Raw genomic sequence first — 20,131 nt, 5'->3', positions numbered from 1 at the left:
AACTCTTCGACGAACTGCACGCATTCCCACCTCCCCTACCGATCGCGGCTTGACTCCTACACCCCGTGAGATGTCTTCCACGGGTTCCCGGTCTGGGGCCTCGCCGGGTTGCCTCCCGGTGGGGCTCCTTTCAGCTTTAACGTATATCCGCATCTACGGATATGCGTAAATACGCAGATGGGTCAGCGTCGAGCGAGAACGTCACGTTTCACCCGGTTACTGAGGGTTTCGTCAGCCAATAGACGTTCAACCAAAACGACAAGAATCTCCTGGGCAGTCACTCGAGCAACTCCCAAGTCTCTGGCTGCGGCGCGCTGCCAGTCTCCGAGCCTGTCGTTCTGGTCCGGTGACAAGTCCACGTTTTTGCGCACACTCCGTTGCAAGGGAGGAACGACGTTTTGCTCGCGTTTTCTCGGTGCAGCCTGAGCGTCTTCCACCGCAACGGGCTGTTCCCGTTCATCGGTCACGCCAGGTGTTGGTTCGGGAACCCTTTTCGCTGCACTTTGCGCCCTCTCGGCGCTTGCGCGAATCCGGTCCTTGGCGTTACTCATGCCGCATCCTCGTTTCCGATTTCCAAGAGCTCTTCTACTGCATCGCCGTAGGCGGTGTTTGCTGCATTGTCGATCGGGAGACCGAATGCCTGCGCGAACTGTTCTCGCCGGCCTACTGTCGCCTTAAGCACGCGATCGCCCGCCTCAGTGATCATTTCGCGGAACACTTCGGTCGAACTGGCGTTCGGAATGGTGCGAGTGAGAAGCACCGCAAAGATCGGGTCTGCTGCTCCGTCGCCTCGCAAATCACTTGCCTCTTCGAGCAGTTCCCGAACTGCGGGCAACCTGCTGAATTCCATGGTGGTGGGCGCGAGAGGGCAAATGACGTGGGTTGCAATTCGCATCGACGAGAGCACGATTCCCCGCTGCTCCTTCATCGGCGGCGTATCGATAACGACAGCGTCGTATTTGTTGTTGGCGATGCCGGGCAGCTGCTTGTGCAGGTTGTTCACCGGCATTCCGATCACCGGAAAGGGCCAATCCCCCAGGGTTTGCCAGTTCAGGAGCGATTCGTTCTCGCCGTCCGCGTCCACGCCCAACACGTTCAGGCCGGCCTCGTGCAGTGCGTGCAGCAGGTAGGCCGCCGTCGTGGTCTTGGTCGAACCTCCTTTGAGGTTCGTGACTGTGAATACAAGCATTTGCACTCCTTCCGAGTGGTTGCAGCAGACCCCCGAACCATTCCCGAAGTGCTGCGTTCAAGTCGTCGAAATCAAAGACGGATGGTGTGACACATCACTACGGAGACACTGAAATACGGAAATGCGCCTCTCCGCTATTCCGTAGATGCGGAGACGCGTATTTCAGCGTACACGACTTTCCGCATAATCGCATTTCCGTATTTCCGCATCGCCGCGTCTACGTATCTGTGCAAAATCGAAGTGAGGCATCTCAGTCCCTGAGCCCGCACCTCGCCCCCGCTTGCGCGGGCCCAGCTGCCGCGGGGGTGAATACCCGACTTGTACCACGTTTCGGTCGCCACCCTAAGCGGATCTCCGTAGATACGGACATCCGCATCTACGTATGCAAAATGCCTGTTCAAGTGCTTCACAAGGCTTGGTCGGGGAGATCAGGACGCCAGGATAGCTCCAGGCTCTGCTCAAAAAACGAGGGCAATCACGCTTCTCCCGGGGACGAAACTTTGAGAGCGCAAAGTTCGAAAAAACTAGTTTCCGGTGGAACCTCTGACCGACCGTTCGCCGTTTGCATGCATCGGGCCGTGTTCTACAGCTGCGTATCGAACGATCGCAGGCGGACATTGCGCCGTGACGGCCCCAAAACTGTCACTCCATCTTCGCCCTCCGCCGGGGTAGAGCTGTGATGGATGAGCGGAAACGCGGGCTGTTGCATGCTGCGGGCTTGGTCGTGTGAAACTCCGGGCGTTCCCGACAGCTAGGTTGATCACCGCTGGTGCGCGGGTTCCCTCCACATACTCCATAGGGGAGTGGCGGGCTCAAGCGAAAACTCTTCGGTGACGGTAAACCCGAAATGTTCGTAGAGGCCGATATTGCGATCCATCGTGCAAACAAGATAGGCGGGCGTTTCAGTGCGATCGCATTCTGCAAGTTGGTGCTCTAGTAGTGCGCCAGCAAGCCCTTGTCCTCGGGCCGATGACAATGTGCCGATGTTGGACAGATACCAGTGAGGCCTGTCAGGATGGTGCGCGTCGAGCGTTTTGCGAACGTGAAGTGCGGCGGGAATCCTCGTACGCAACGCCGACAGCAATTTCGGGAAAGACCTCACCGTGGATGTCGCAGATGTCTGCCATTGGCCAGGGGAATCCCAGACTGCAACGGCCTCGATGCCTTTCACTGACGTCCCGGTGAAATCGACTCGACCTGAATGAAAATGATGGCCTCGAATCGAGATAGCGAACCACCGATATAAAGCCGCGCGGCGTCTCGTTGCGTCTGGCCAGATGTAAGCCATCAAGGGATCGTCGGAGAACGCTTGCGCCAGGACATCAATGCAGACGGTGAGCTGACCGGACTTCGCTATTTGCACCATTCGTTCATCTTCTGGTTGAGGCACTGTGCAACCTTCCTTGGCAGACTGAACGGTATGAGTTCTGGCATGTGCCCGTTTGCTTCCGGGAACCCTGACGTTTCCACGGTGCATCATTGGTTGCGCTCCGATTCAGGTGGGGTGCATCGATCCCACTACCCAGACGGCTCGCCTGTGTGGATAGTTGGGGGGTACAACCAGGTGACTCGCCTCCTTGCAGACAATTTGATGTCGGCCGACAAGGCGGACTCGTCAACAGGTTTCCTCGGACAAAGCCTCCCGCCCGCGCTAGACGCGAATTTGCTCAATATGGATGGCGCTCGACATCGCCGGGTGCGGAGCCTCGCGCAATCTGCATTTTCTGCCCGCCGACTTCCGGCGCAAAGAGAAGTCGTTCGAAAAACTGCTGAGGAGCTTGTCGCGACGCTTCCGGATTCCGGCTGGATCGACTTGGTCGAGGACTGGTGCGAGCCCTTTCCGGCGCTGGTGATCGGGCGGTTGCTGGGTCTGCCAGAGGATCAATTGCCAGCTTTCCAGGCAGCCGCGCGACCGATGTTCCGTATTGATACATCGGAGGCCGGTGCAGGGATTCGGGACTCCCTAGGGCAGATGTTGATGCTCGTAATGGCCGCTGTCGAGGGCAAGCGGCGGAATCCTGGGCCTGACCTGCTTTCCGATTGGATCGCGGCGCGGGATGGAACTGACAAACTCACTGAGGAGGAATTGATCTCCTTGGCTTTCGCCACCATCATCGGAGGCTTCGAGAACGTGACAGCGCTGATTTCAGCTGTCCTCGCCGATGTCCTGCGCCGGCCTCGCGAACCAGTGCTTGCAATTGTGGGAAACACCGCTGAGCTGAGCAGGCTTGTCGACGAGGCGATCGAAGTCGCAGCTCCCGTCAACTATGCGTTGCGCCGATTTCCGCTGGTGGATCTTCAGGTAGGTGAACATTCCATTCCACGAGGGGAAACGGTGGTGTTAGCACTGCGATCGGCTAACGAGGATCCTGGTCGAAAGGGACGTCCGGACGTTGTTTTCGGTTATGGCAGGCACTCGTGTCCCGGTGCGGCGTTGGCCGCGAGCGAGGTGATGGAATCCATTCGCGTACTGATGAAACGTTACACAAATCTCAAGTTATGTGAGGAGTCCAACAATCAGTCATTCAAAAAGTCCTGGGCCACACAGAGTCTTGCAACCTTGCAGGTCAGTTTGGGCAATTAGGTGTAATCGCGCGGAATGGATACTTCCAGGGTGTAATTAGCCCTGCTAAAGCTCTGATCTGTGTGACCTTTCCGTTATGTTCTCCGCCATGCCTTGGTTGTTGCTCGACACCACATTCGATGGCCCTCCGCTGGTGATCCAGTCCGACGGGGTCCCAAAGGCGTGGGTTTCAGCTCAACGAGCCTCGAAGGATCTTTGGCCAGGGCTCCGGCGTGAGGAACAGATGAAGGTGCTGGCTGCGGCAGCCAGCACGGGGCGCAGCGGGGACGTGAACACTTTTCGGGTGCCCTCCGGTGCATTGGTAGCGGTCGTACCGGTACTCGGTCCCCACGATGCGGTCTGCGGTGTCTCGGTAGGAGTGGCAGCTGAGGGTGAAGAACTCGGTGCCCCACCAGCGGCAAGCGGTTACGTTTTTGATGCAAATCGCCGGATGTTCCATGCTGGCGAGAAAGTCGTGGAAGCAATGGGCGGACGCGAACTCGTAGACAGAAACGGCATTACGTTTCCCGAGGTCCTGCGATACATCCATGTCCCGGACGCCTTCGGGATGATGATGGCAGTCCTGAATGTAGGCAATCTCGATAAGTGGTCTGGAGCAGCGACAATCGAGATTGGCGGTCGTGCAGTCCATCTTTGGACGTCTATGTCCCGCCGCAGTACAGCGGTCGACCGATGGACCGGCGTTATCCACGTTGTTCGGGATGATCAACATCCCTCACCCAGCTTCGACGCTGCGGCCTTGTCCGCTGTCACGGCGCTTCAAGATCGGCATCCGATGTGTGTCCTCGATCTGCACAAGGCTCGGTTGATGATGTGGATGACGGACCCTCCTCCAGGAATCCAGTGGAAGGGAACGGTGGACGATCGCGATACGCCTCATCCCGACGATGTGGTTCGCATCTTCCAAGCTGTTCAGAGCATCTTTGTCGAAGGTCGCGAACGAGCTGAGGTGACGGGAGTTCGCCTCCGCCGCGTCGAAGGTGGTTGGACCGTGGTCGATTGCACAGGTTCGGTGGTTCGCCAGGGTGGAGCTCCTGTCCTTGCCTTCATCGAAATGGTGATCGCCGGGGAGTCTTTTGATCCTGACCCCACAGAAAGCCCGGAGCACACATCGCCAGTGGGATCTCCCGAATGACGTTGAATGCTTTCATCGGCCGTGACCCCAATTGTTTTCAGCGCCACGTTGTTTCGCACACAGCTCTGCCCTCGCGTCGGCGGCAGCACGCCGCTCGATGATCTGCCGGCGACGACGGACCGCGGCAGCATTGGGAACGGCAGCCATCGCAGCCCGGCGGCCGGGGGAGTCCGCGGGCGCTGCGGTTGCGTACCGTCCGCGGTCCGCCTCGAACGCTGCTGCCTGTCGTTCGCGTTCGGCTTTTTGCTGGTCAGCGGCTATCTGGGCGAGAACGTGTGGCGCGAAGGCGAGATCCTGTTGCTTCATGAGCCATCGGATGAACGCGATGGGGTGCTTCGGGGCTGGTGCCATCCGCGTGGCCTTGCTCCAGGCGTCGATCGTGTCGTTGAGATCCGCGGCCGTCCAACCGTGTGCGGCTAGTTCGGTCAGTGCGGGTGCCCATCCTCGGGGGGTGTGCCGCCGCGCCCAGACGGGAGTTCGTGGATTGCTGAGCCATTTGGATGCGAGCAACAGGCCCTTCCGGACGCCTTCGGCCTTCTCGGCCTCCACCTTGGACCCCTTGCGCCGCGAAGCGGCTCGTTTATCCACAGATCGTTTTGTATTAAGAACCTCTCTACGAGAGGAAAAGCTCTTAAAGTGACCGCTACGCGGGTGGGGTGCCATTTGTATGGATCCTGCGACGATGATGCGGGTTTTATCCACAGGCTTGCTCGGGTGCAATGCCCATACGGAGGCCCAGCCGCGGGCCTTGTCGTTGAACCTCCATGAGGCATACCGCTCGTCCTTGGTGCGGAGTCGGCCGCGAAGCACTTCTGTGGCCACGCGCAGCAGCTTGAGGGCTTGGCGTGCTCGTTGGACTGTGCGTTCGCCGCCCTTGATGCGTTCGGCGATGGTTTCCACGGTCATGCGTGAGTTGCGGCCGGTGTCGAAATCGGCGGCTTCGGCCATGACGGTGGCAACTGCCAATAGGGACTTGAGGCTGATTCCCCCGCCAGAGGTCTGAACAAGGATCGGTCGAATCCGCGTGTATTCAGTGGTGAACGCGCACCGAACGACGATCTCGACCCAGTGTTGGGCGCCTCGCCATCGAGCGATGCCGCCGTATGCGCCGTCTTCGAGCTCGAGTGCGACCTTGCAATAGCGTCGGCATGCGGCTTCCTTGCCGAGCGTTTTGAGCAGCATCGGGGTAAGGGCATGGCATTGGTGCCCGTACAGGTGCCCCTGCATTCTGCGCGGTGTACGAGCGGTTCCGTAGCGGCGTCGCGTAGGGCTGCTGCCGCAGTACGGGCGCTGTATGGGTGCGGGCGTGTGCTCCATCGCTGAGACACGCGATAAATCGGTTATGGATTTTGCATCAGGACGCGATGTACCCTGAGACCTGTCACGCAAGACAGTCCCTTCGGGGAAGCGCAATCGCACGACCGAGAGACGAGCGGCAAACTCGAATCTCACCCACTTCGAAACCCTCGGCCTGCCCGCCGGGGGATTTTCGATTTCTAGGGGGTTTCGTGCAACTGCAAAACGTGTGAAATTATCTCGTATTCTCCTGCGGGAGAAGAGTTCCCGTTACGCAGTCAGTGGCAATACCTCCTGATCAAGTTCCACGACAAGCTCCTTGTGGCCGGTCAAGATCGAGAGTAGATCCGCCAAGTACTGACTCTCGGAACTCACGCCGGCCGCTAACCGCCGGCGTTCCAGTTCGGCATGTACAGCGGCCGGGACCCGAGTCGTCAAGCGCTCACGCTCACCTTTACTGATGGCCGGCATCTCACCTTCTCCTCTCGCCCACAACTGCATGCTGTGACAGCTTCGCCACCCACAGTGCCAGTAATGCGTCTCGCACTGCACCCGACACGCCGTAGAGGGCTGGGTTTCGATCCCAATCAGTGCACCGGCCCGGATTGCAGTTGCGGACTTTCTTACTTGGATTGCGCTCGCGCTTCGCGTGTCGCTCGACCGCGCTCCCATGCCGCGACGACTAACGACTTCTCCACGTTGTAGAGCGCCGCAATAGCCTTGACGCGCTGTTCATTGACCGGCTTCTGGCCTTTTTCAATCTCTGCAAGCGTCGAGGACGACAAGTCGAGGAGCTCAGCCGCCTCCTTCTGCGTGAGCCCGGCCCGCACCCGCAAATCCCCCATACGCAGCTGGTTGTCCGGTATAGGCACCAGAACAACGATGGACACCATCAAGAGCTGTGCGATCTGCTTGAGCATTGGTGGCGGTGGCACTGATCTGCCTGTTTCCCAATGAGAAATGGACTGGCGGCTCACTTTAAGACGGACCGAAAACTCGTCAGGCGTGAATCCCGCTTTGGTCCGCAACTCACGGAGCTTGTCAGCCCGAAAGCCGCGCACTCCACTCCATGGCACTTCATCAACTCCTGGGGTTCGATCGCCTGCTTGCTCGCTCATTCTTGCGCCTCCCTGGAGTGATACCCACAACTAGTGCGGATCATTGTTGCATGCTACGGTGTACGCAATGGTCGAGGCGGCCACGAGGGACTAGAACCGAAGACTGGGGGGTTGGAGCGTGTTGGAGTTGCACATACCACGCAGTTCGCTATACGCTGCCTTTGCGCTCCCTCCCGGGGGTTTCCTGGATCCTGTCGACGTCGGTTCCAGATGCAGCACTACGCGAGTGGCACAGCCGTATTCAGGCGTGCCCAATTTCTCCCGGGCAGGGGCAGGCGTCTTGACTATTTCTTACGGACAGAGCGGCATTCGGCCTGCTCGTGACACTCGACTCCACGACGAATACCGGCCCGATTTGAATCGTGCCGGTCCTTGTCGTGCAGAAAACCCCAGAAGCGGACTTGTGATTGGCGTCGCGTTCCGCCCCTGGGATCCCTTTCAACCTGCAGTGCGACACGCACTAGGGCGCCCAGACCGCAGGCCTTCGAGCCTATGCGTTCTGGTTCAAACCGCAACCAGCCGGAGGCATCCATGGGGAACAGCTCTGTTCAAATTACCCATACCGCTTGCATAACCCAGGTAGCGACCGTACAAGCTTCCGCGTGCGTGGGAACCGGGCACCTAGTTGTACCTGCGCGCGGCTCTACCGCCTCAAACTCGGCCCCTCATCTAGCAACCCCTGTGCTGCTCGATGATGCGGTCCGTGAAGCACCCGCCTCGCTCCCCCTGCCCGGAGAGCGGGTGGGTGCACCCACCCCGCGCTGTATTCCCTTGTTCGCGAGCGTAGTTCGATGCTCCGCTAGAGCACCCGGTGCCGTCTGTGTGAACATTGCCGTTTCAGGCTTCTTCCGTGTGTGCCCCGTGGGTCATACCAGCATCCCGACGGCTTCAGCATTCTTCCGTCGGTTCTTCGTCGATGAGCAGTCATGACTATGTCTCTCTGCGCTTTCTGGGCATGCCGGATGTCCGACCCAAATACGTGTCCCAGGTGTGCGGTGGCGTTTGGCGACTCCCGCGCACACCTGGGGCCGCTTTCCCTCGGGGGTCGCGCGACCAGCACGACTCTGCTGAATCCCGTGGTGGTTGAGAAGAAGGAACGAGTATCTATGAATTCGACTGACGTACCGGGGAGCCGACTTCGGTTCTCCACTCGTATGCGGCCGGTGACGAGCGCAGCTGTGGCTGCGGTCGTGGCGATGTTTCTGGCAGGTGGTTCACCTGCCTTCGCCGTGGCTGAAACCCCGTCCGTGGACACCAGCGATTGTGGCGATGTCATCCAGCTGGCGGCTCCGGGGACGTGGGAGACGAATGAGGGTGCAGATCGGAAGACAGTGCCGGGGATGCTCGCCCAGATCACCGGTCCGGTAGAGCAGGAATTGTCCTCTGGCGCTTCATCTGTCGTGACCGTGCCTTCCACGAGCACCACGACCACTACCACGAAAGCTTCGCCCACTACCTCCTCGGGTTCCTCATCGACGTCCAAGCCGTCGACCCCGTCTTCGACACCTCGTGCGAAAGCTCGGGAGATCCGGGTTGTGTCCGAACAGATCCCGTACGTCGCGCAGGTCGGGGGCCCCGTCGCTGGAGTGGTGACGGGAAACTCGGTCACTCTCAAGGAGTCTCGCGCTGAAGGTCTAGCAGCTTTGGAGGCTCGCGCCGGACAGCTCGCCAAGGCGTGCCCCTTGTCGAAGTTCGTCATTCTCGGATACTCGCAAGGCGCCGTCATTGCCGGCGACTTCCTGTCCGCAGTCGGAAACCGTCAGGGCGTTGTCGATCCGTCGCGCATCCTGGCGGGTGTCCTGCTCGCCGATCCGTCGCGTTCCCCCTCGACCCCTGATCCCGAAGCGGATGCGGCAACAACGAATCCGGTGAAGCTCGCACCTACGGCTGAGACGATGATCGGCCCCAACGTCACCGGCCAGGGCGTCCTCGGCACCCGCGACAAAGGTATGGGGGTGCTCTCCGAGCGGGTCGCGAGTTTCTGTGCGCCCAACGACTCGATCTGCTCGCTGTCCGGCAAGTCGAAGGCGATCGCCGCGATCGTGCCCTTGCTGAATCTGACACCGGAGGACATCCCCGACTACGCACTCAACAAGGGACTCGAACTGGTCCGCAATGTTGCCTCGGCAAGCCCCGCCGACCTCAAGAAGGCGGCGTCCTCGGTCACCACGCAGCTCACCAGGTTGACGGTTGCTGCCTCCGTAAATCCGGCCACGCTTCCGATGGAGCTGGCTCGGGTGGTGTTCGCCTCCACGATGCTCGACGACGTCGCGAAGGTCGTCAACATGCCCGAATTCGATGCGTTGGTCTCGCTGACGCATCCGGAAGAACTGGTTCAGCAGGCCACAGAAGTTGCCGCGTACCTGTTGCTCGATGCACACCGCTCATACGGCAGCTACACCGTCGACGCAGCGGGCGATTCAGCGACCCAGTGGGCCGTGAAGTGGATTACCGCTAAGGCGCAAGCCGCCTGAACTGGCTTTTCGTCCTTGATCACCTATGGGAGTGGGGGATCAAGGACGACCAGATCGACACATTTTTCGTTCGTTTACTAGCTGGGGAGCTTTCATCATGACCAAGGACAGATCATCTCGCCGGATCGCGGCGATCGCTGGTGCCGTAGCAGCTGCAGTGATCACACCCGCTGCATTCCTATGGCTGACCACTTCCGTCGATCAGGTCGATCAGCGCAGCACCGCTGCCACTCATTCTTCGAATCCGCACGAGTACGCCCCCTGGCTCATCAAAGCCGGAAATGTGTGCCCTGAAATCGATTCCGCGTTGATTACGGCTCAGATTGACACGGATTCCGGGTGGGACCCGAGTGCCCGATCCGTTTCAGGAGCCGAAGGGCTGGCCCAGTTCCTGCCGGAAGCATGGGCGGAGCACGGCGTCGATGCGAACTCCAACGGTGTCAGCTCACCCCTGGACGCGGCAGATGCGATCATGGCGCTCGCTCAATTGGACTGCCGGACAGCGGAACAGGCGAACGCTGATCTGTCAGCGGGTCACATCAAAGGAGAGCTGACGGATATCGTCCTCGCCTCCTACAACTGCGGGTACGGCTGTGTTCTTGCAGCGGGTGGTATCGATCCTGCGAACGCTTCCGGCGGACTCAACCGTGAAAGCGCCGAGTACGTCGCTTCGGTCAAAGCTCGGATGTCCGGGAACTAACTCATGAAGTCCACCGGCACCCTGGTGGCGGCTGTTCTCGCGCTCATTCTCGCGCCGATCATCATGATCGCAGTGCTGCTCGAAGACACCTCGCCGTCATCCGATTTCAGCCAAGGCTCATTGGCCACTGGCACCGTCCCACCCGAATTCGAGGCGTGGGTCATCGAAGCCGGTTCGATGTGCGCGGAAGTCAGCCCTCCACTGATCGCCGCGCAGATCGAACAGGAGTCGGGTTGGAACCCTGCCGCCGTTTCGCCGGCAGGTGCCCAGGGCTTGTCACAGTTCATGCCTTACACGTGGCCGTCCTACGCCATCGATGCCAACCGGAACGGAGTAATTTCGCCGTTCGATCCTCCGGACGCGATCATGGCGCAAGGAAAATTCGACTGCGATACCGCTGAGCAGGCAAAAAGGGACATCGCGTCGGGACGGATCAGCGGTGACCTTACGGACATCATCCTCAACGCCTACAACTGCGGCTACGGCTGTGTGCTCGCCAACGGCGGCCCGAACATCACCAACGGCGAGACCGAAGGTTACGCGCCGGGGGTGAAGGCGAAGCTCGCGAAGTACACCCAGATCGGAAGCGCGGGGGCCAACGGTCCGCAGTTCAAACCTGGTGGCCCCTTCGGGCAGAACGTGATCGCGGCGGCGTTGAAGTGGCAGGGAACGATTTATGCCTGGGGTGGTGGCGACGCGAACGGTCCTACCAAGGGAATCAGTGACGGCGGCGGCCGCGCCGACCAACTCGGTGACTTCAACAAAGTCGGTTTCGACTGCTCAGGACTGACCTTGTACGCGGTGGCGCAAGCATCCGGTGGGCAACTGATCTTGCCGCACTACACCGGTGACACTTCGAACCCCGGGCAGCTGTACGACCCACGCGGACAGGAGATTCCGCTCGATCAGAAGCAGCCGGGAGATCTCATCTATTTCGGTTCCGGGGGCAGTACCCACCACGTCGGAATTTATTACGGCAAGGACGCTTCCGGAGCAGACCAGCTCCTCAACGCACCACAGTCCGGCGAGGTCGTCTCGATCATGCCGCTCTCCGGCTGGGCCGGAGAAGAAATGTACGTACGGAGGTTCGGATGAACACCACACAGCACACGCAACTCTCGACCACAATCATGACTCTGACAGCAGTGGCGGCGATCGGATTGAGCGCAGTCGCGTGCGGGTCCACTTCGCCCTCACCCACCGATGTCGCCACACCCTCGACGTCGACGCCCTTCACGACGCCGACCGCAACGACTTCCCGAGTCCCCGCGACTCCACCGGTCATCCCGCAACCTGCTCCCACAGCGCTGCCCCCATTGGCGCCGTTCGATAGTGAGAATCCCGACGAGGTCGCTGCTGCAGTAGCCCAGGTCTGGTACAGCTGGGACACCACCGTGGATTTGAGTGCCTACGACGCCCGCGTGCGGGCGGTACCTCTTCTGGAATCCGATCTCGGGCACTCGATTCTGAACTTCCCGCCGGTCAGTGGTCCCGGTTCCGACTGGCTGGAACTGACCGCGCAGAACGCGGTCCTCACAGTCGGTGACGGCGATGTTCGGGCCGCATCCGAAACCGGAGCCCCGCCGGATACGGCCACCTCGGCATATCGGTTGCTCACCGTCACGCAGAAGGTCGCAACCGCGCAGGGTCCGCTACCTGATCGCAGCATCGTCGTCTCGATGGTCTTGAGCCATTCGCCCGGAGGGTGGCTGGTCTCGAAGGTGGTGCCGCGATGAACGCCGCCACCGTGCGTCAACCCGTCATCGGCGGTATCGGCGGGGGAGTCGGAACATCGATGATCGCCACCCTGATCGGTGGCCTCGATGTCGGCGTCGTCGCCGGCGACGGCTCACAGGTCGTCGACGTTCTGGTCACCGAGTCGACCGCTTCGGCAGTACGGGCGGCAATCGGCGCAGCGATGGCGATGCCGGTACGCCCGGTCCTGGTCGTCGTGGCGCATTCGCCCGAAGGATGGTCCCCGCCGGTCCGCCAACGTCTGAAGATGTGCGAGCCGAACCTCCCAGGCGTGGCCCGCGTCAGCTGGATCAGCGCCCTCGCCGGATGCGACGACCCGTGGAGCTACGTAGTCGAGCACGTATTCGCACAGAAACCCCTGAAATGGGCGCTGACCACCCGCAAGGAACGCGGTGTGATCCTCGACGCGGTCACGCCACTGGTCTCTCGCCCTGCCCCGTTCGAATCGTACGAACGCTCAGACAGTGAAATCGCCGCTGATCTCGATACCCACGCGAGCGTTCCGGCTTCCGGCCGCGAGCAGGGCAACGATCCACCCCACGCCCGTGTGTCGTAGCCCGCCCCACCCCGCCTGTCCGCGCCTCATCTCCTTCTCACACAAGAAAGGCAACCACCGATGATGATCTACCTCGCACAACACACGGTCGACGTCCTGGCCCAGATCGACGTTCCCGACCCGCCGCCGAAGCCGCTTCCCGGCAAGCTCGGGGACCGCGGAAACGATCTGATCGGATACGCGAAGACCGGTTTCATGATCTTGGCGATGCTCGGTTTCCTTGCCTGCGCCGGCCTCGCGGTCGTCGGCATCAAGGGCCGGTCGGAAGTCGCGAAAGCCGCTCTCGGACACCTGCCATGGGCGTTGTTCGCAGTCGTTCTCGGCGGCGGCGCAGCCGGTCTGATCCAGGCGTTCCAGTGACCATGCGGAGACGACGATGCTACTCAGCGGTGCTGACGATGATTGCCGCCGGTGGTCTCGTCGTCTCCGCAGCACCCGCCCACGCAACGCCGGTTCCGCAGCACGCCGTGGTGCTGCATCAGCAGCCTGCGCCGACCACGGAGGCTGACCCCAGCGAGGATGCGGGGACCGGGGGAGTGCGCTGGGACGAATTCGGCGGTACCTCCGACGAAGCACCCCAGGATCTCGATTCGTTCATCGACACCACCCTCGGGTGGCTCAAAACCCTCACCGGGTACGCCGGAGTCCTCGGTGTTCTGATCGTCGCGGCCCTGATGGTGATCGGTATCAAAGGCCGCTCCGAAGCGGCGAAGAAGGCCGTGGACGGGCTCCCTGCAGTTGTCGTCGCGACCATCATTTCCGGGGCGGCGTACACGTTCATTCGACTGTTCACCGGCTGAGAAAGAAGAAACCATATGCCTTTGACCACAAAGCAATTCGCCCCGAAGAAGTCCTGGCGTGAGCCAGCGATGATCGCCGCCGGCGTCGTCGCAGTCCTGGTGGTGATATTCGTAATGGCGAGCGCCTGCGGTGGGGACAACCCACCACCACCAGTGGCGGCACAGGGCGGTGACACGGCCGAGACCGCTTCCTCCGGAGCAGCGACGTCGCCGGCCTCGACGGCCGCGAAGGGTTCTCTGGTTCCTCAGGTTCCGGAACCAGCCCGCTCGTCTTCCGATGCGGATTGGCTCACCCGGCCGCCGCAAGGAATTTCGTGGCAGCGGGTCGACGGTGTCCCGTTGCCGTTCAGCGCGTCGGACGGGCCAACCGACATCTCCGGCGCTCTTGCATCCGGGTACACCCACACCCCGCAAGGCGCGGCCGTCGCCGCCCTGCAGATTTCGATGCGTCTGATCTTCTCACCCGATTTCGCGGCTGTGGTCGATCAGCAGACGTCGGTCAGCGAGGACGAACGCCGCCAACTGCTCACCGCACGCAGCGCTCAACCGAGTATCGATGCAGACGCGGTGGGCACCTCCACCTTGCAACCTGCGGCGTTCAAAGTCGGTGGCTACTCCGACGCTGCCGCAACCATCTATTTCGCGTATCCCACACAGACCGGCAGCTACCGGATCGCCCGCACGGCGGTGGAGTGGTCCGGCGGGGACTGGAAGTACACCGGCCGCATGTCCAGCAGCGCGCCGGAGCTTCCCGACACCACCGACCTCTCCACATTCACCCGCCTCTAACCCGTCTCCCTCGCCGACTCAGGAGTTGACGTACCGATGTCATTGACCACCAACCAATTCAACGCCTCCCGGCGTCCCCGTTGGGTGCTGCCCGTGATCGTCGGTACCGCCGTGATCGCAGTGCTCGCGCTGATCACGATCCTGATCGCGCGTCCCGACCCCGTGAGTGCCCCGACCCCGCCCCCCCGCGGTGAAGTGACCGGGCCGGACACGAACGCACTTCCCGGCAAGCTCGAGTGGAAGCTGATCGACGGCGTGCGTTTGCCGTTCTCCAAGGTCGACGGCCCAGCCCGCGTCTCCGGCCCCATCGCTTCCGGATACAGCCACACCCCCCAAGGCGCGGTCGTCGCGGCCTGGCAGATCTCGACGCGGTTGGCGGCGAGTGCCGACTACGAGCAAGTCATGGCGGCGCAGGTTCGAGGCACGGAAGCGGATCGGACACAGGTCCGCCAAGAGGTGGCCCGCGTCCGAAACCTCACTGCCGATCAGTTCTCGCAACGGTTCACCGCGCCAGCGGGATTCCAGATCGTCCACTACTCCGATGTTTTCGTGCAGATGTACTTCGCGACCCAAAGCCCCACCGGCGGTTACGACTTCACAGCCCGAGCGGTCCTCTGGGACGGCAAGGACTGGCAGTACCAACTTGTCAGCGGCCTTCCCTCGCTCCCCAATTCCACTTCCATTGCCGACTTCACCGTCTTCTGAGGACTGTCGATGAACCTTTCACCTTCGCCCCGTCGCTACCTCACTCGCCTCGTGCTGTTGATGTTCTCGGTGTTCGCTTTGCTGGCACTGTCTACGCCGATCGCCTCCGCGCAAGAGGCCGATCCGGCAACGCCACCCACCAGCTACGAAGAACTCACGGCCGAACAGAAGACCTGGCGTGACCCCAAGGGCGTCATCTCGTGCAAAGAGCACCCGGAGTTCCCCACCTGCGCAGAGAACCCCGCCATGTCGTACACCTACCCAGAGGACAACACCGCCTTCACGGCGCGCCTCGACGGTGAAAGCGACGTCAACACCACTATCGACATCGCTGGAACACCAGGCCGCATGCTGGACAAGGCCGCCGACTCTGCGTTCGGCAATGCCGCCGAATCGGTAGGAACCTTCGCCGGAGATTTCCTCGTCGAATCGATGACCTGGTGGATCAAAACCGAGTCGATCGACATCAGCTACGCGAACGTGCTCGCAGGAAAAGCGCCGGTGCAGAAGGTCATCGGATTCATCATGATGGCGGGCATCTTGTCGATGGCGATCGTGATGATGATCTCGCGCCGCACCGAACCCGCCGCCGACATCCTCGTCGGCGGAGTCAAATACATTTTGATCTCCTCACTGTCGATGGTGGTGCTCTCCGGCGCACTGCACGCCGGAGACGACTTCGCGAAACAGATGGTCGAGGACGGCGCCAACGAATTCGGCCAACGCATCAAATTGATGCTCGGCACCTCCGTCATCGGCAACCCCGGTGGTGTTCTGTTCCTCGGGCTCCTCGCTGCCCTGCTCTCGTTCATCCAGTGGGTGATGGGCTTCATCCGGCAAGCCGGAATCGTAGTGCTCTACGCGCTGATCCTCTTCGCCGCGGCCGGACAGTTGACCACCTGGGGCAAGCAGTGGTTCCCCCGAATTGCCGGCGCGTGTATCGCGTTGGTGCTTTTCAAGCCGATCGCCGCGATGTGCTACTCGATCGGCTTCAAACTCATCGGCACCGACCAGTCCATGTCCACCCTGGTCACCGGGCTGATGGTGATCGCTCTGACCGTCATCGCCCTGCCGTCGATGATGGCGTTCTTCTCCTTCACCGGAGCAAAAGTGGCCGGAGGTCCGGGGGCCGGCGCAGTGCTCGCTGGCGGAATTGCCGGAGGTTTGGGAGCTGCCGCACTGGCCAACAACATGGGTGGAGGAGGGGGCTCGGGAAAGTCCGGCGGTGACGAGCAGTCCAGCTTCATGGACGCTACCGGCCCCGATTCCTCTTCTGCCGAAGTCGATCCCAGCCCCGGAAACAGCGGCGGTCTCAGTGAAGCGCCCGCCGAGAAGGGTGCCACTGGTTCCGGTTCGGATGCCGGTAGCGGAACCGGAGCCGGAGCCGACACCTCCGGCGGGGAACAGGACGCCGATCTCGGACCCGGAACCACGGAGAACCCGGACGCCAGCGGGCCGCAAACCCCCTCCGATCCCGGCTCGATCGGCCCGGATCTAGGCGGTGCAGCAGGGGCCGGAGAGGGCGCGGCCGCGGCCGGTGGAGCCGGGGCAGCCGCCGCGACGGGCGGTGCGACGTTAGCAGCGGGAGCAGCTCTCAAAGCGGTCGACGGAGCTCTCGACGCCGTCGAAGGTGCCGCCTCGGAAATGTCTCAAGACACGGGGCCGGATATGCAGTAACTCCCCGATACGCCCGCCCCACAAGCTCTTTCCGCTCCAACGAAGCCGACATCGGCTTCCCCTCATCTCTATCGAACGGAGAACATCATGGCACCAGGATTCGGCGGATACCGTCCCATCAGGGGGTACGGAGTCGGCAAGATCGGTGGCGCAGGCACAGCGATCATCGTCGCCACAGTCATGGCGATCGCAATCAGCTCACAATTCTCACTGATGCTGATGGTCTGGCTCATTCTTCTCGCGGTGCCGGTCCTGGCACTGACGGTGGTGCCGTTCGGTGGATCCGAACGCACTGCCGTCGGGCATCTGGCGTGGGAATGGAAGAGCTGGCGCGGGAACGCCACCAATACCGACGCTTTCTCCTCCGACGTGCTGACCGAGGTTCCGGGAAACGATCATCTGCCTGGAGTTCTCGCACCGCTGCAGCCGGTCACCGTCGACGACGGGTTGGGTGGCAAACAGTGCTTGGTCTGGAACCGCCGCACGGGAATCGTGTCCGCGTTCTTGCGGGTTTCACCGGTCGGAATCACTCTCGCCGACGAAGCTGATGCGATCGCTTGGATGAACGGATACGGCGCCTGGCTCGCTGACCTGGGATACCGGCCGATGATCTCTTCGATCGTCTTCACTGTCGAATCCTCCCCGACCGGCGGGGTGAACCAGCGCGAGTACGTCCTCGACCGCATCGAGGACGACGCCCCCGAGGTCGCGACCCGCATCATGCGCAACCTGGCCTTGGCATCACGGTCCTCGACCGCCGACGTGAGCACCGTGGTCACGATCAACTTCGACCTCTCCAAAGCGAGCACGGAACCGCAGACACTTCTCGAAGGTGCCGCCGAAGTGGTGCGCTGGCTCCCCGGCATCGAGTCCTCACTGGCTGCATCCGGGGCAACGGTCACCGGCAGGGCCACGACGCCGTTCCTGATCCGCCGTATCCGCGCCGCATTCGACCCCGCCATCCGGATGTTCCTCGCTGAAGGTGACAGCGAAGAGGACGAGTTGATCGCGTGGCGCGATGCGGGACCGATTCGCACCGACGGCAACAAGAAGACCGACGTCTACAAGCACGACTCCGGATATTCGGTGTCATGGGTGCTGCGCTCGGTCCCCAATGGCATTGTCCGCCAGAATGTTCTGCTTCCCCTCGTCTCCCCGGGCAAGTACTACCGCCGCTTCTCGATGGTGTATCGCCCGTTCAGCGCAGCGCAGGCATCGGAAATCGTGGAGAAGGAAATCGCCGGTGGAACGTTGCGCCGAATCTTCAACTCCAAGACGAAAAAGGACGAGACACAGCGCGATCACGACGACCGTGTCCGCAGCCGCAAGGCAGCTCAGGAAGAATCCCTCGGCGCAGGTCTCGGGCAATTCACGATGTACGTCACCACCACAGTCCGCAACGAGGCCACCCTCGCAGCGGCATGCGCTGACGTCGAAGAACGGTGCGGCAACACCAAATTCCGGTTCCGCCGAGCGCGCGGCGCACAGGAAGCGACGTTCGCGGCGTCCCTCGGTCTCGGTATCGATCCGACATCCGCGCTGAGCCGCAACGCGAACACGAGATGGCTCGGGTAGAGCCTTCTCGCCCTGCGCCTCGGCACGCGAAATCGAACGCTCACACCTCCGAAACCTCACTCCTCGAAGGACACGACATGACACACCCTCTCGAACACCTCGGCTCGGCCAGGGCGCTGGGAGTTACGCGATGAGTATCGGCCTCGAAGATCGTGAGGTGCGCGAGCACCAGCGCACCGCCGCTCAGGCCGGTGTGGCGGAGCGTTGGCTCGCCAAGCTCGGTATCGTCCCGGCGTGGCGTAAGGAGGAGATCGAGGCCCAGTCCTTCGATCCCGACGCTCCCGCCTATACCCATTCCAATCCGTTCATGCCGTTCACCGAACTGGGTCCGGTACCGCCCGCTCGCGGAGACAAGCGCGAGTTCGGCGGCTACGCGCACAACGTCGACGCTGGAAAACTGTTCTCGGGCACCACCGCTCAGGTCAAGGGCATCTATCCGTTCCCTGCGTCATCAGGCGCGCGAGTACGTGGAGTCCCGTTCGGACGGCACCTGCACACGGCGGAACCGATCGGCGTGGACCCCTCTCAGTGGCTCGTCGACGGACTGGTCACCAACACCGGAATCTGGGTCCAGGGGCAACCAGGTGTCGGTAAGTCCACCGCTGCCAAACGCTTGCTGGTGGGGCTGGTCGCCTACGGATTCGCCGGCATCATTCCCGGCGACCTCAAAGACGAGTACAGCGCCATCGTCGACGAAATGGGCGGTGAGGTCTTCAGAATCGGGCGCGGCTTGCACTCGTTGAACCCGCTCGACCTCGGTCCGATGCGTGAAGCGATCATGTCATCGGTCGGAACCAAACGAGATCAGCTGCTCTCCATCTCCCGCGGTCGACGACTGGCTCTGCTCGAATCGCTGGTCACGATCATCGGCGGTGCCGCCCTGACGTCGACCTATCGTCTGCTGTTGGCCACAGCCGTGGACATCGCAGAAGAAAGCCACCACCGCGCAGGTCTTCCCGACCCCACGATCCCCGATGTGGTCGAGGTGATCAAAGCCGGTCCCGACCCGCTGCGCAGAATCATGGTCGCGTACACCGACCTCGAGTACGCCCGCGAAATCCGTGAGTTCGTCAACACCTTGGATTTGCTGGTCAGCGGCCCTATTTCCGGGATGTTCGACCGCCCGTCCTCGTTCGAGGCACGGGCCAGCAGCCCGGCACTCTCGCTCTCGCTCTCCGCAGTCGAGGACGACGAAGACGATGTCGTCGCGGCCGCGATGCTCTGCGCCTGGACGTGGTCGGCCGGCGTCATCGAAGGTCGCCAGGCCGCCGGGTCTCGGCGCAACGTCTTCCAGATCCAGGACGAGTTGTGGCGCTCGCTACGCGCAGCTCCGGGTCTGGTGGAAAAGTCCGACCGCATCACACGCCTGAACCGGCACCGCGGTGTGGTCAGTTTGCAGTCCACTCACTCGATCACCGACCTCGAAGCTCTGCCTACCGAGTCCGACCGCGCCAAAGCCAAAGGCATGGCGGCACGCAACGGCGTCAAACTGCTCGGCGGCATGGACGACGCGGAAGTCGACCGCTTGCACGCGATCACCGCGTTCACCTCCAAAGAACGCGAAATGGTCGTCCGCTGGTCCGCACCCCCGACGTGGGTCCCCGGACAACGACACCCCGGTCGTGGCAAGTACCTCATCAAATCCGGATCCCGGATGGGGTTGCCCGTCAGCGTCACCCTCGACCCGGAAGAAATCGCGCTCTACAACACCGACGGCGCGTTCGATCACATCAAATCCGGTGGCCACCATGCAGCGTAGGAAATCCCACTCCCACAGG

Annotated in this window: 20 protein-coding genes; 14 read left to right on the top strand and 6 right to left on the bottom strand. The window is 61.8% G+C overall.

All coding sequences use genetic code 11. From position 1 onward, the window contains the following. Positions 1-182: 182 nt before the first annotated feature. The 3 genes from AC1Q6C_RS30565 to AC1Q6C_RS30555 form a co-directional block, all read right to left on the bottom strand. Entirely contained in the window at positions 183-551 is a 369-nt protein-coding gene (locus AC1Q6C_RS30565) for a hypothetical protein (protein ID WP_232318982.1), read from the bottom strand. After that, positions 548-1,189, bottom strand: a complete 642-nt coding sequence (locus AC1Q6C_RS30560) for an AAA family ATPase (protein ID WP_054186954.1) — start codon at positions 1,187-1,189, stop codon at positions 548-550. The genes AC1Q6C_RS30565 and AC1Q6C_RS30560 overlap by 4 nt, the downstream gene beginning before the upstream one ends. A gap of 760 nt (positions 1,190-1,949) precedes the next feature. After that, positions 1,950-2,579 (bottom strand): GNAT family N-acetyltransferase, encoded by a 630-nt coding sequence (locus AC1Q6C_RS30555; RefSeq protein WP_223304644.1) that lies wholly within the window; start codon positions 2,577-2,579, stop codon positions 1,950-1,952. A gap of 174 nt (positions 2,580-2,753) precedes the next feature. Between AC1Q6C_RS30555 and AC1Q6C_RS30550 the strand changes: the two genes are divergently transcribed. Together AC1Q6C_RS30550 and AC1Q6C_RS30545 are read left to right on the top strand one after the other, a co-directional pair. Further along, a complete protein-coding gene (locus AC1Q6C_RS30550; RefSeq protein ID WP_492667007.1) occupies positions 2,754-3,773 on the top strand; it encodes a cytochrome P450 family protein in 1,020 nt (339 codons plus the stop codon). An 88-nt stretch (positions 3,774-3,861) separates the two neighbouring features. Next, positions 3,862-4,908, top strand: a complete 1,047-nt coding sequence (locus AC1Q6C_RS30545) for a GAF domain-containing protein (RefSeq protein WP_143542589.1) — start codon at positions 3,862-3,864, stop codon at positions 4,906-4,908. Positions 4,909-4,920: 12 nt separating this feature from the next. On the opposite strand, the gene AC1Q6C_RS30540 is transcribed toward AC1Q6C_RS30545, so the two are convergent. The 3 genes from AC1Q6C_RS30540 to AC1Q6C_RS30530 all read right to left on the bottom strand — a co-directional run bounded on the left by AC1Q6C_RS30540 (position 4,921) and on the right by AC1Q6C_RS30530 (position 7,322). Further along, complete coding sequence (locus tag AC1Q6C_RS30540; protein WP_099698440.1) at positions 4,921-6,090, bottom strand: replication protein; 1,170 nt, start codon at positions 6,088-6,090, stop codon at positions 4,921-4,923. Between the two features lie 384 nt (positions 6,091-6,474). Continuing rightward, the gene (locus tag AC1Q6C_RS30535) at positions 6,475-6,675 is read right to left on the bottom strand and encodes a toxin-antitoxin system (protein WP_143542588.1); all 201 of its coding nucleotides are present in this window, start codon (positions 6,673-6,675) and stop codon (positions 6,475-6,477) included. Between the two features lie 152 nt (positions 6,676-6,827). Next, positions 6,828-7,322, bottom strand: a complete 495-nt coding sequence (locus AC1Q6C_RS30530) for a helix-turn-helix domain-containing protein (RefSeq protein WP_075835969.1) — start codon at positions 7,320-7,322, stop codon at positions 6,828-6,830. A 1,106-nt stretch (positions 7,323-8,428) separates the two neighbouring features. Between AC1Q6C_RS30530 and AC1Q6C_RS30525 the strand changes: the two genes are divergently transcribed. The 12 genes from AC1Q6C_RS30525 (at position 8,429) to AC1Q6C_RS30470 (ending at position 20,112) form a co-directional block, all read left to right on the top strand. Then, the gene (locus AC1Q6C_RS30525) at positions 8,429-9,796 is read left to right on the top strand and encodes a cutinase family protein (RefSeq protein WP_223304643.1); all 1,368 of its coding nucleotides are present in this window, start codon (positions 8,429-8,431) and stop codon (positions 9,794-9,796) included. A 97-nt stretch (positions 9,797-9,893) separates the two neighbouring features. After that, the gene (locus tag AC1Q6C_RS30520) at positions 9,894-10,496 is read left to right on the top strand and encodes a lytic transglycosylase domain-containing protein (RefSeq protein ID WP_051649742.1); all 603 of its coding nucleotides are present in this window, start codon (positions 9,894-9,896) and stop codon (positions 10,494-10,496) included. Between the two features lie 3 nt (positions 10,497-10,499). Then, positions 10,500-11,591, top strand: coding sequence for a C40 family peptidase (locus tag AC1Q6C_RS30515; protein ID WP_054186964.1), 1,092 nt, complete (start codon positions 10,500-10,502; stop codon positions 11,589-11,591). Then, complete coding sequence (locus tag AC1Q6C_RS30510; RefSeq protein WP_042925518.1) at positions 11,588-12,232, top strand: hypothetical protein; 645 nt, start codon at positions 11,588-11,590, stop codon at positions 12,230-12,232. The genes AC1Q6C_RS30515 and AC1Q6C_RS30510 overlap by 4 nt, the downstream gene beginning before the upstream one ends. After that, the gene (locus tag AC1Q6C_RS30505) at positions 12,229-12,807 is read left to right on the top strand and encodes a hypothetical protein (RefSeq protein ID WP_128638054.1); all 579 of its coding nucleotides are present in this window, start codon (positions 12,229-12,231) and stop codon (positions 12,805-12,807) included. The genes AC1Q6C_RS30510 and AC1Q6C_RS30505 overlap by 4 nt, the downstream gene beginning before the upstream one ends. Before the next feature lie 60 nt (positions 12,808-12,867). After that, the gene (locus tag AC1Q6C_RS30500; RefSeq protein WP_223304642.1) at positions 12,868-13,167 is read left to right on the top strand and encodes a hypothetical protein; all 300 of its coding nucleotides are present in this window, start codon (positions 12,868-12,870) and stop codon (positions 13,165-13,167) included. A gap of 29 nt (positions 13,168-13,196) precedes the next feature. Continuing rightward, complete coding sequence (locus AC1Q6C_RS30495; RefSeq protein ID WP_054186966.1) at positions 13,197-13,607, top strand: hypothetical protein; 411 nt, start codon at positions 13,197-13,199, stop codon at positions 13,605-13,607. 15 nt (positions 13,608-13,622) lie between these two features. Further along, positions 13,623-14,396 carry a DUF8175 domain-containg protein gene (locus AC1Q6C_RS30490; protein ID WP_054186967.1) on the top strand — a complete coding sequence of 258 codons (774 nt, stop codon included), beginning with the start codon at positions 13,623-13,625 and terminating at the stop codon, positions 14,394-14,396. Between the two features lie 36 nt (positions 14,397-14,432). Further along, positions 14,433-15,101: a DUF8175 domain-containg protein gene (locus AC1Q6C_RS30485; RefSeq protein WP_075835961.1), complete on the top strand. Its 669-nt coding sequence runs from the start codon at positions 14,433-14,435 to the stop codon at positions 15,099-15,101. A gap of 9 nt (positions 15,102-15,110) precedes the next feature. After that, positions 15,111-16,778: a hypothetical protein gene (locus AC1Q6C_RS30480; protein ID WP_143542587.1), complete on the top strand. Its 1,668-nt coding sequence runs from the start codon at positions 15,111-15,113 to the stop codon at positions 16,776-16,778. Between the two features lie 87 nt (positions 16,779-16,865). After that, complete coding sequence (locus AC1Q6C_RS30475; protein WP_054186969.1) at positions 16,866-18,353, top strand: SCO6880 family protein; 1,488 nt, start codon at positions 16,866-16,868, stop codon at positions 18,351-18,353. A gap of 130 nt (positions 18,354-18,483) precedes the next feature. Continuing rightward, positions 18,484-20,112, top strand: coding sequence for a hypothetical protein (locus AC1Q6C_RS30470; protein WP_051649738.1), 1,629 nt, complete (start codon positions 18,484-18,486; stop codon positions 20,110-20,112). Positions 20,113-20,131: the final 19 nt, after the last annotated feature.

The sequence above is a fragment of the Rhodococcus sp. MT28 genome, from assembly GCF_058792695.1.
This window is presented reverse-complemented; position numbering and strand designations above follow the sequence as displayed.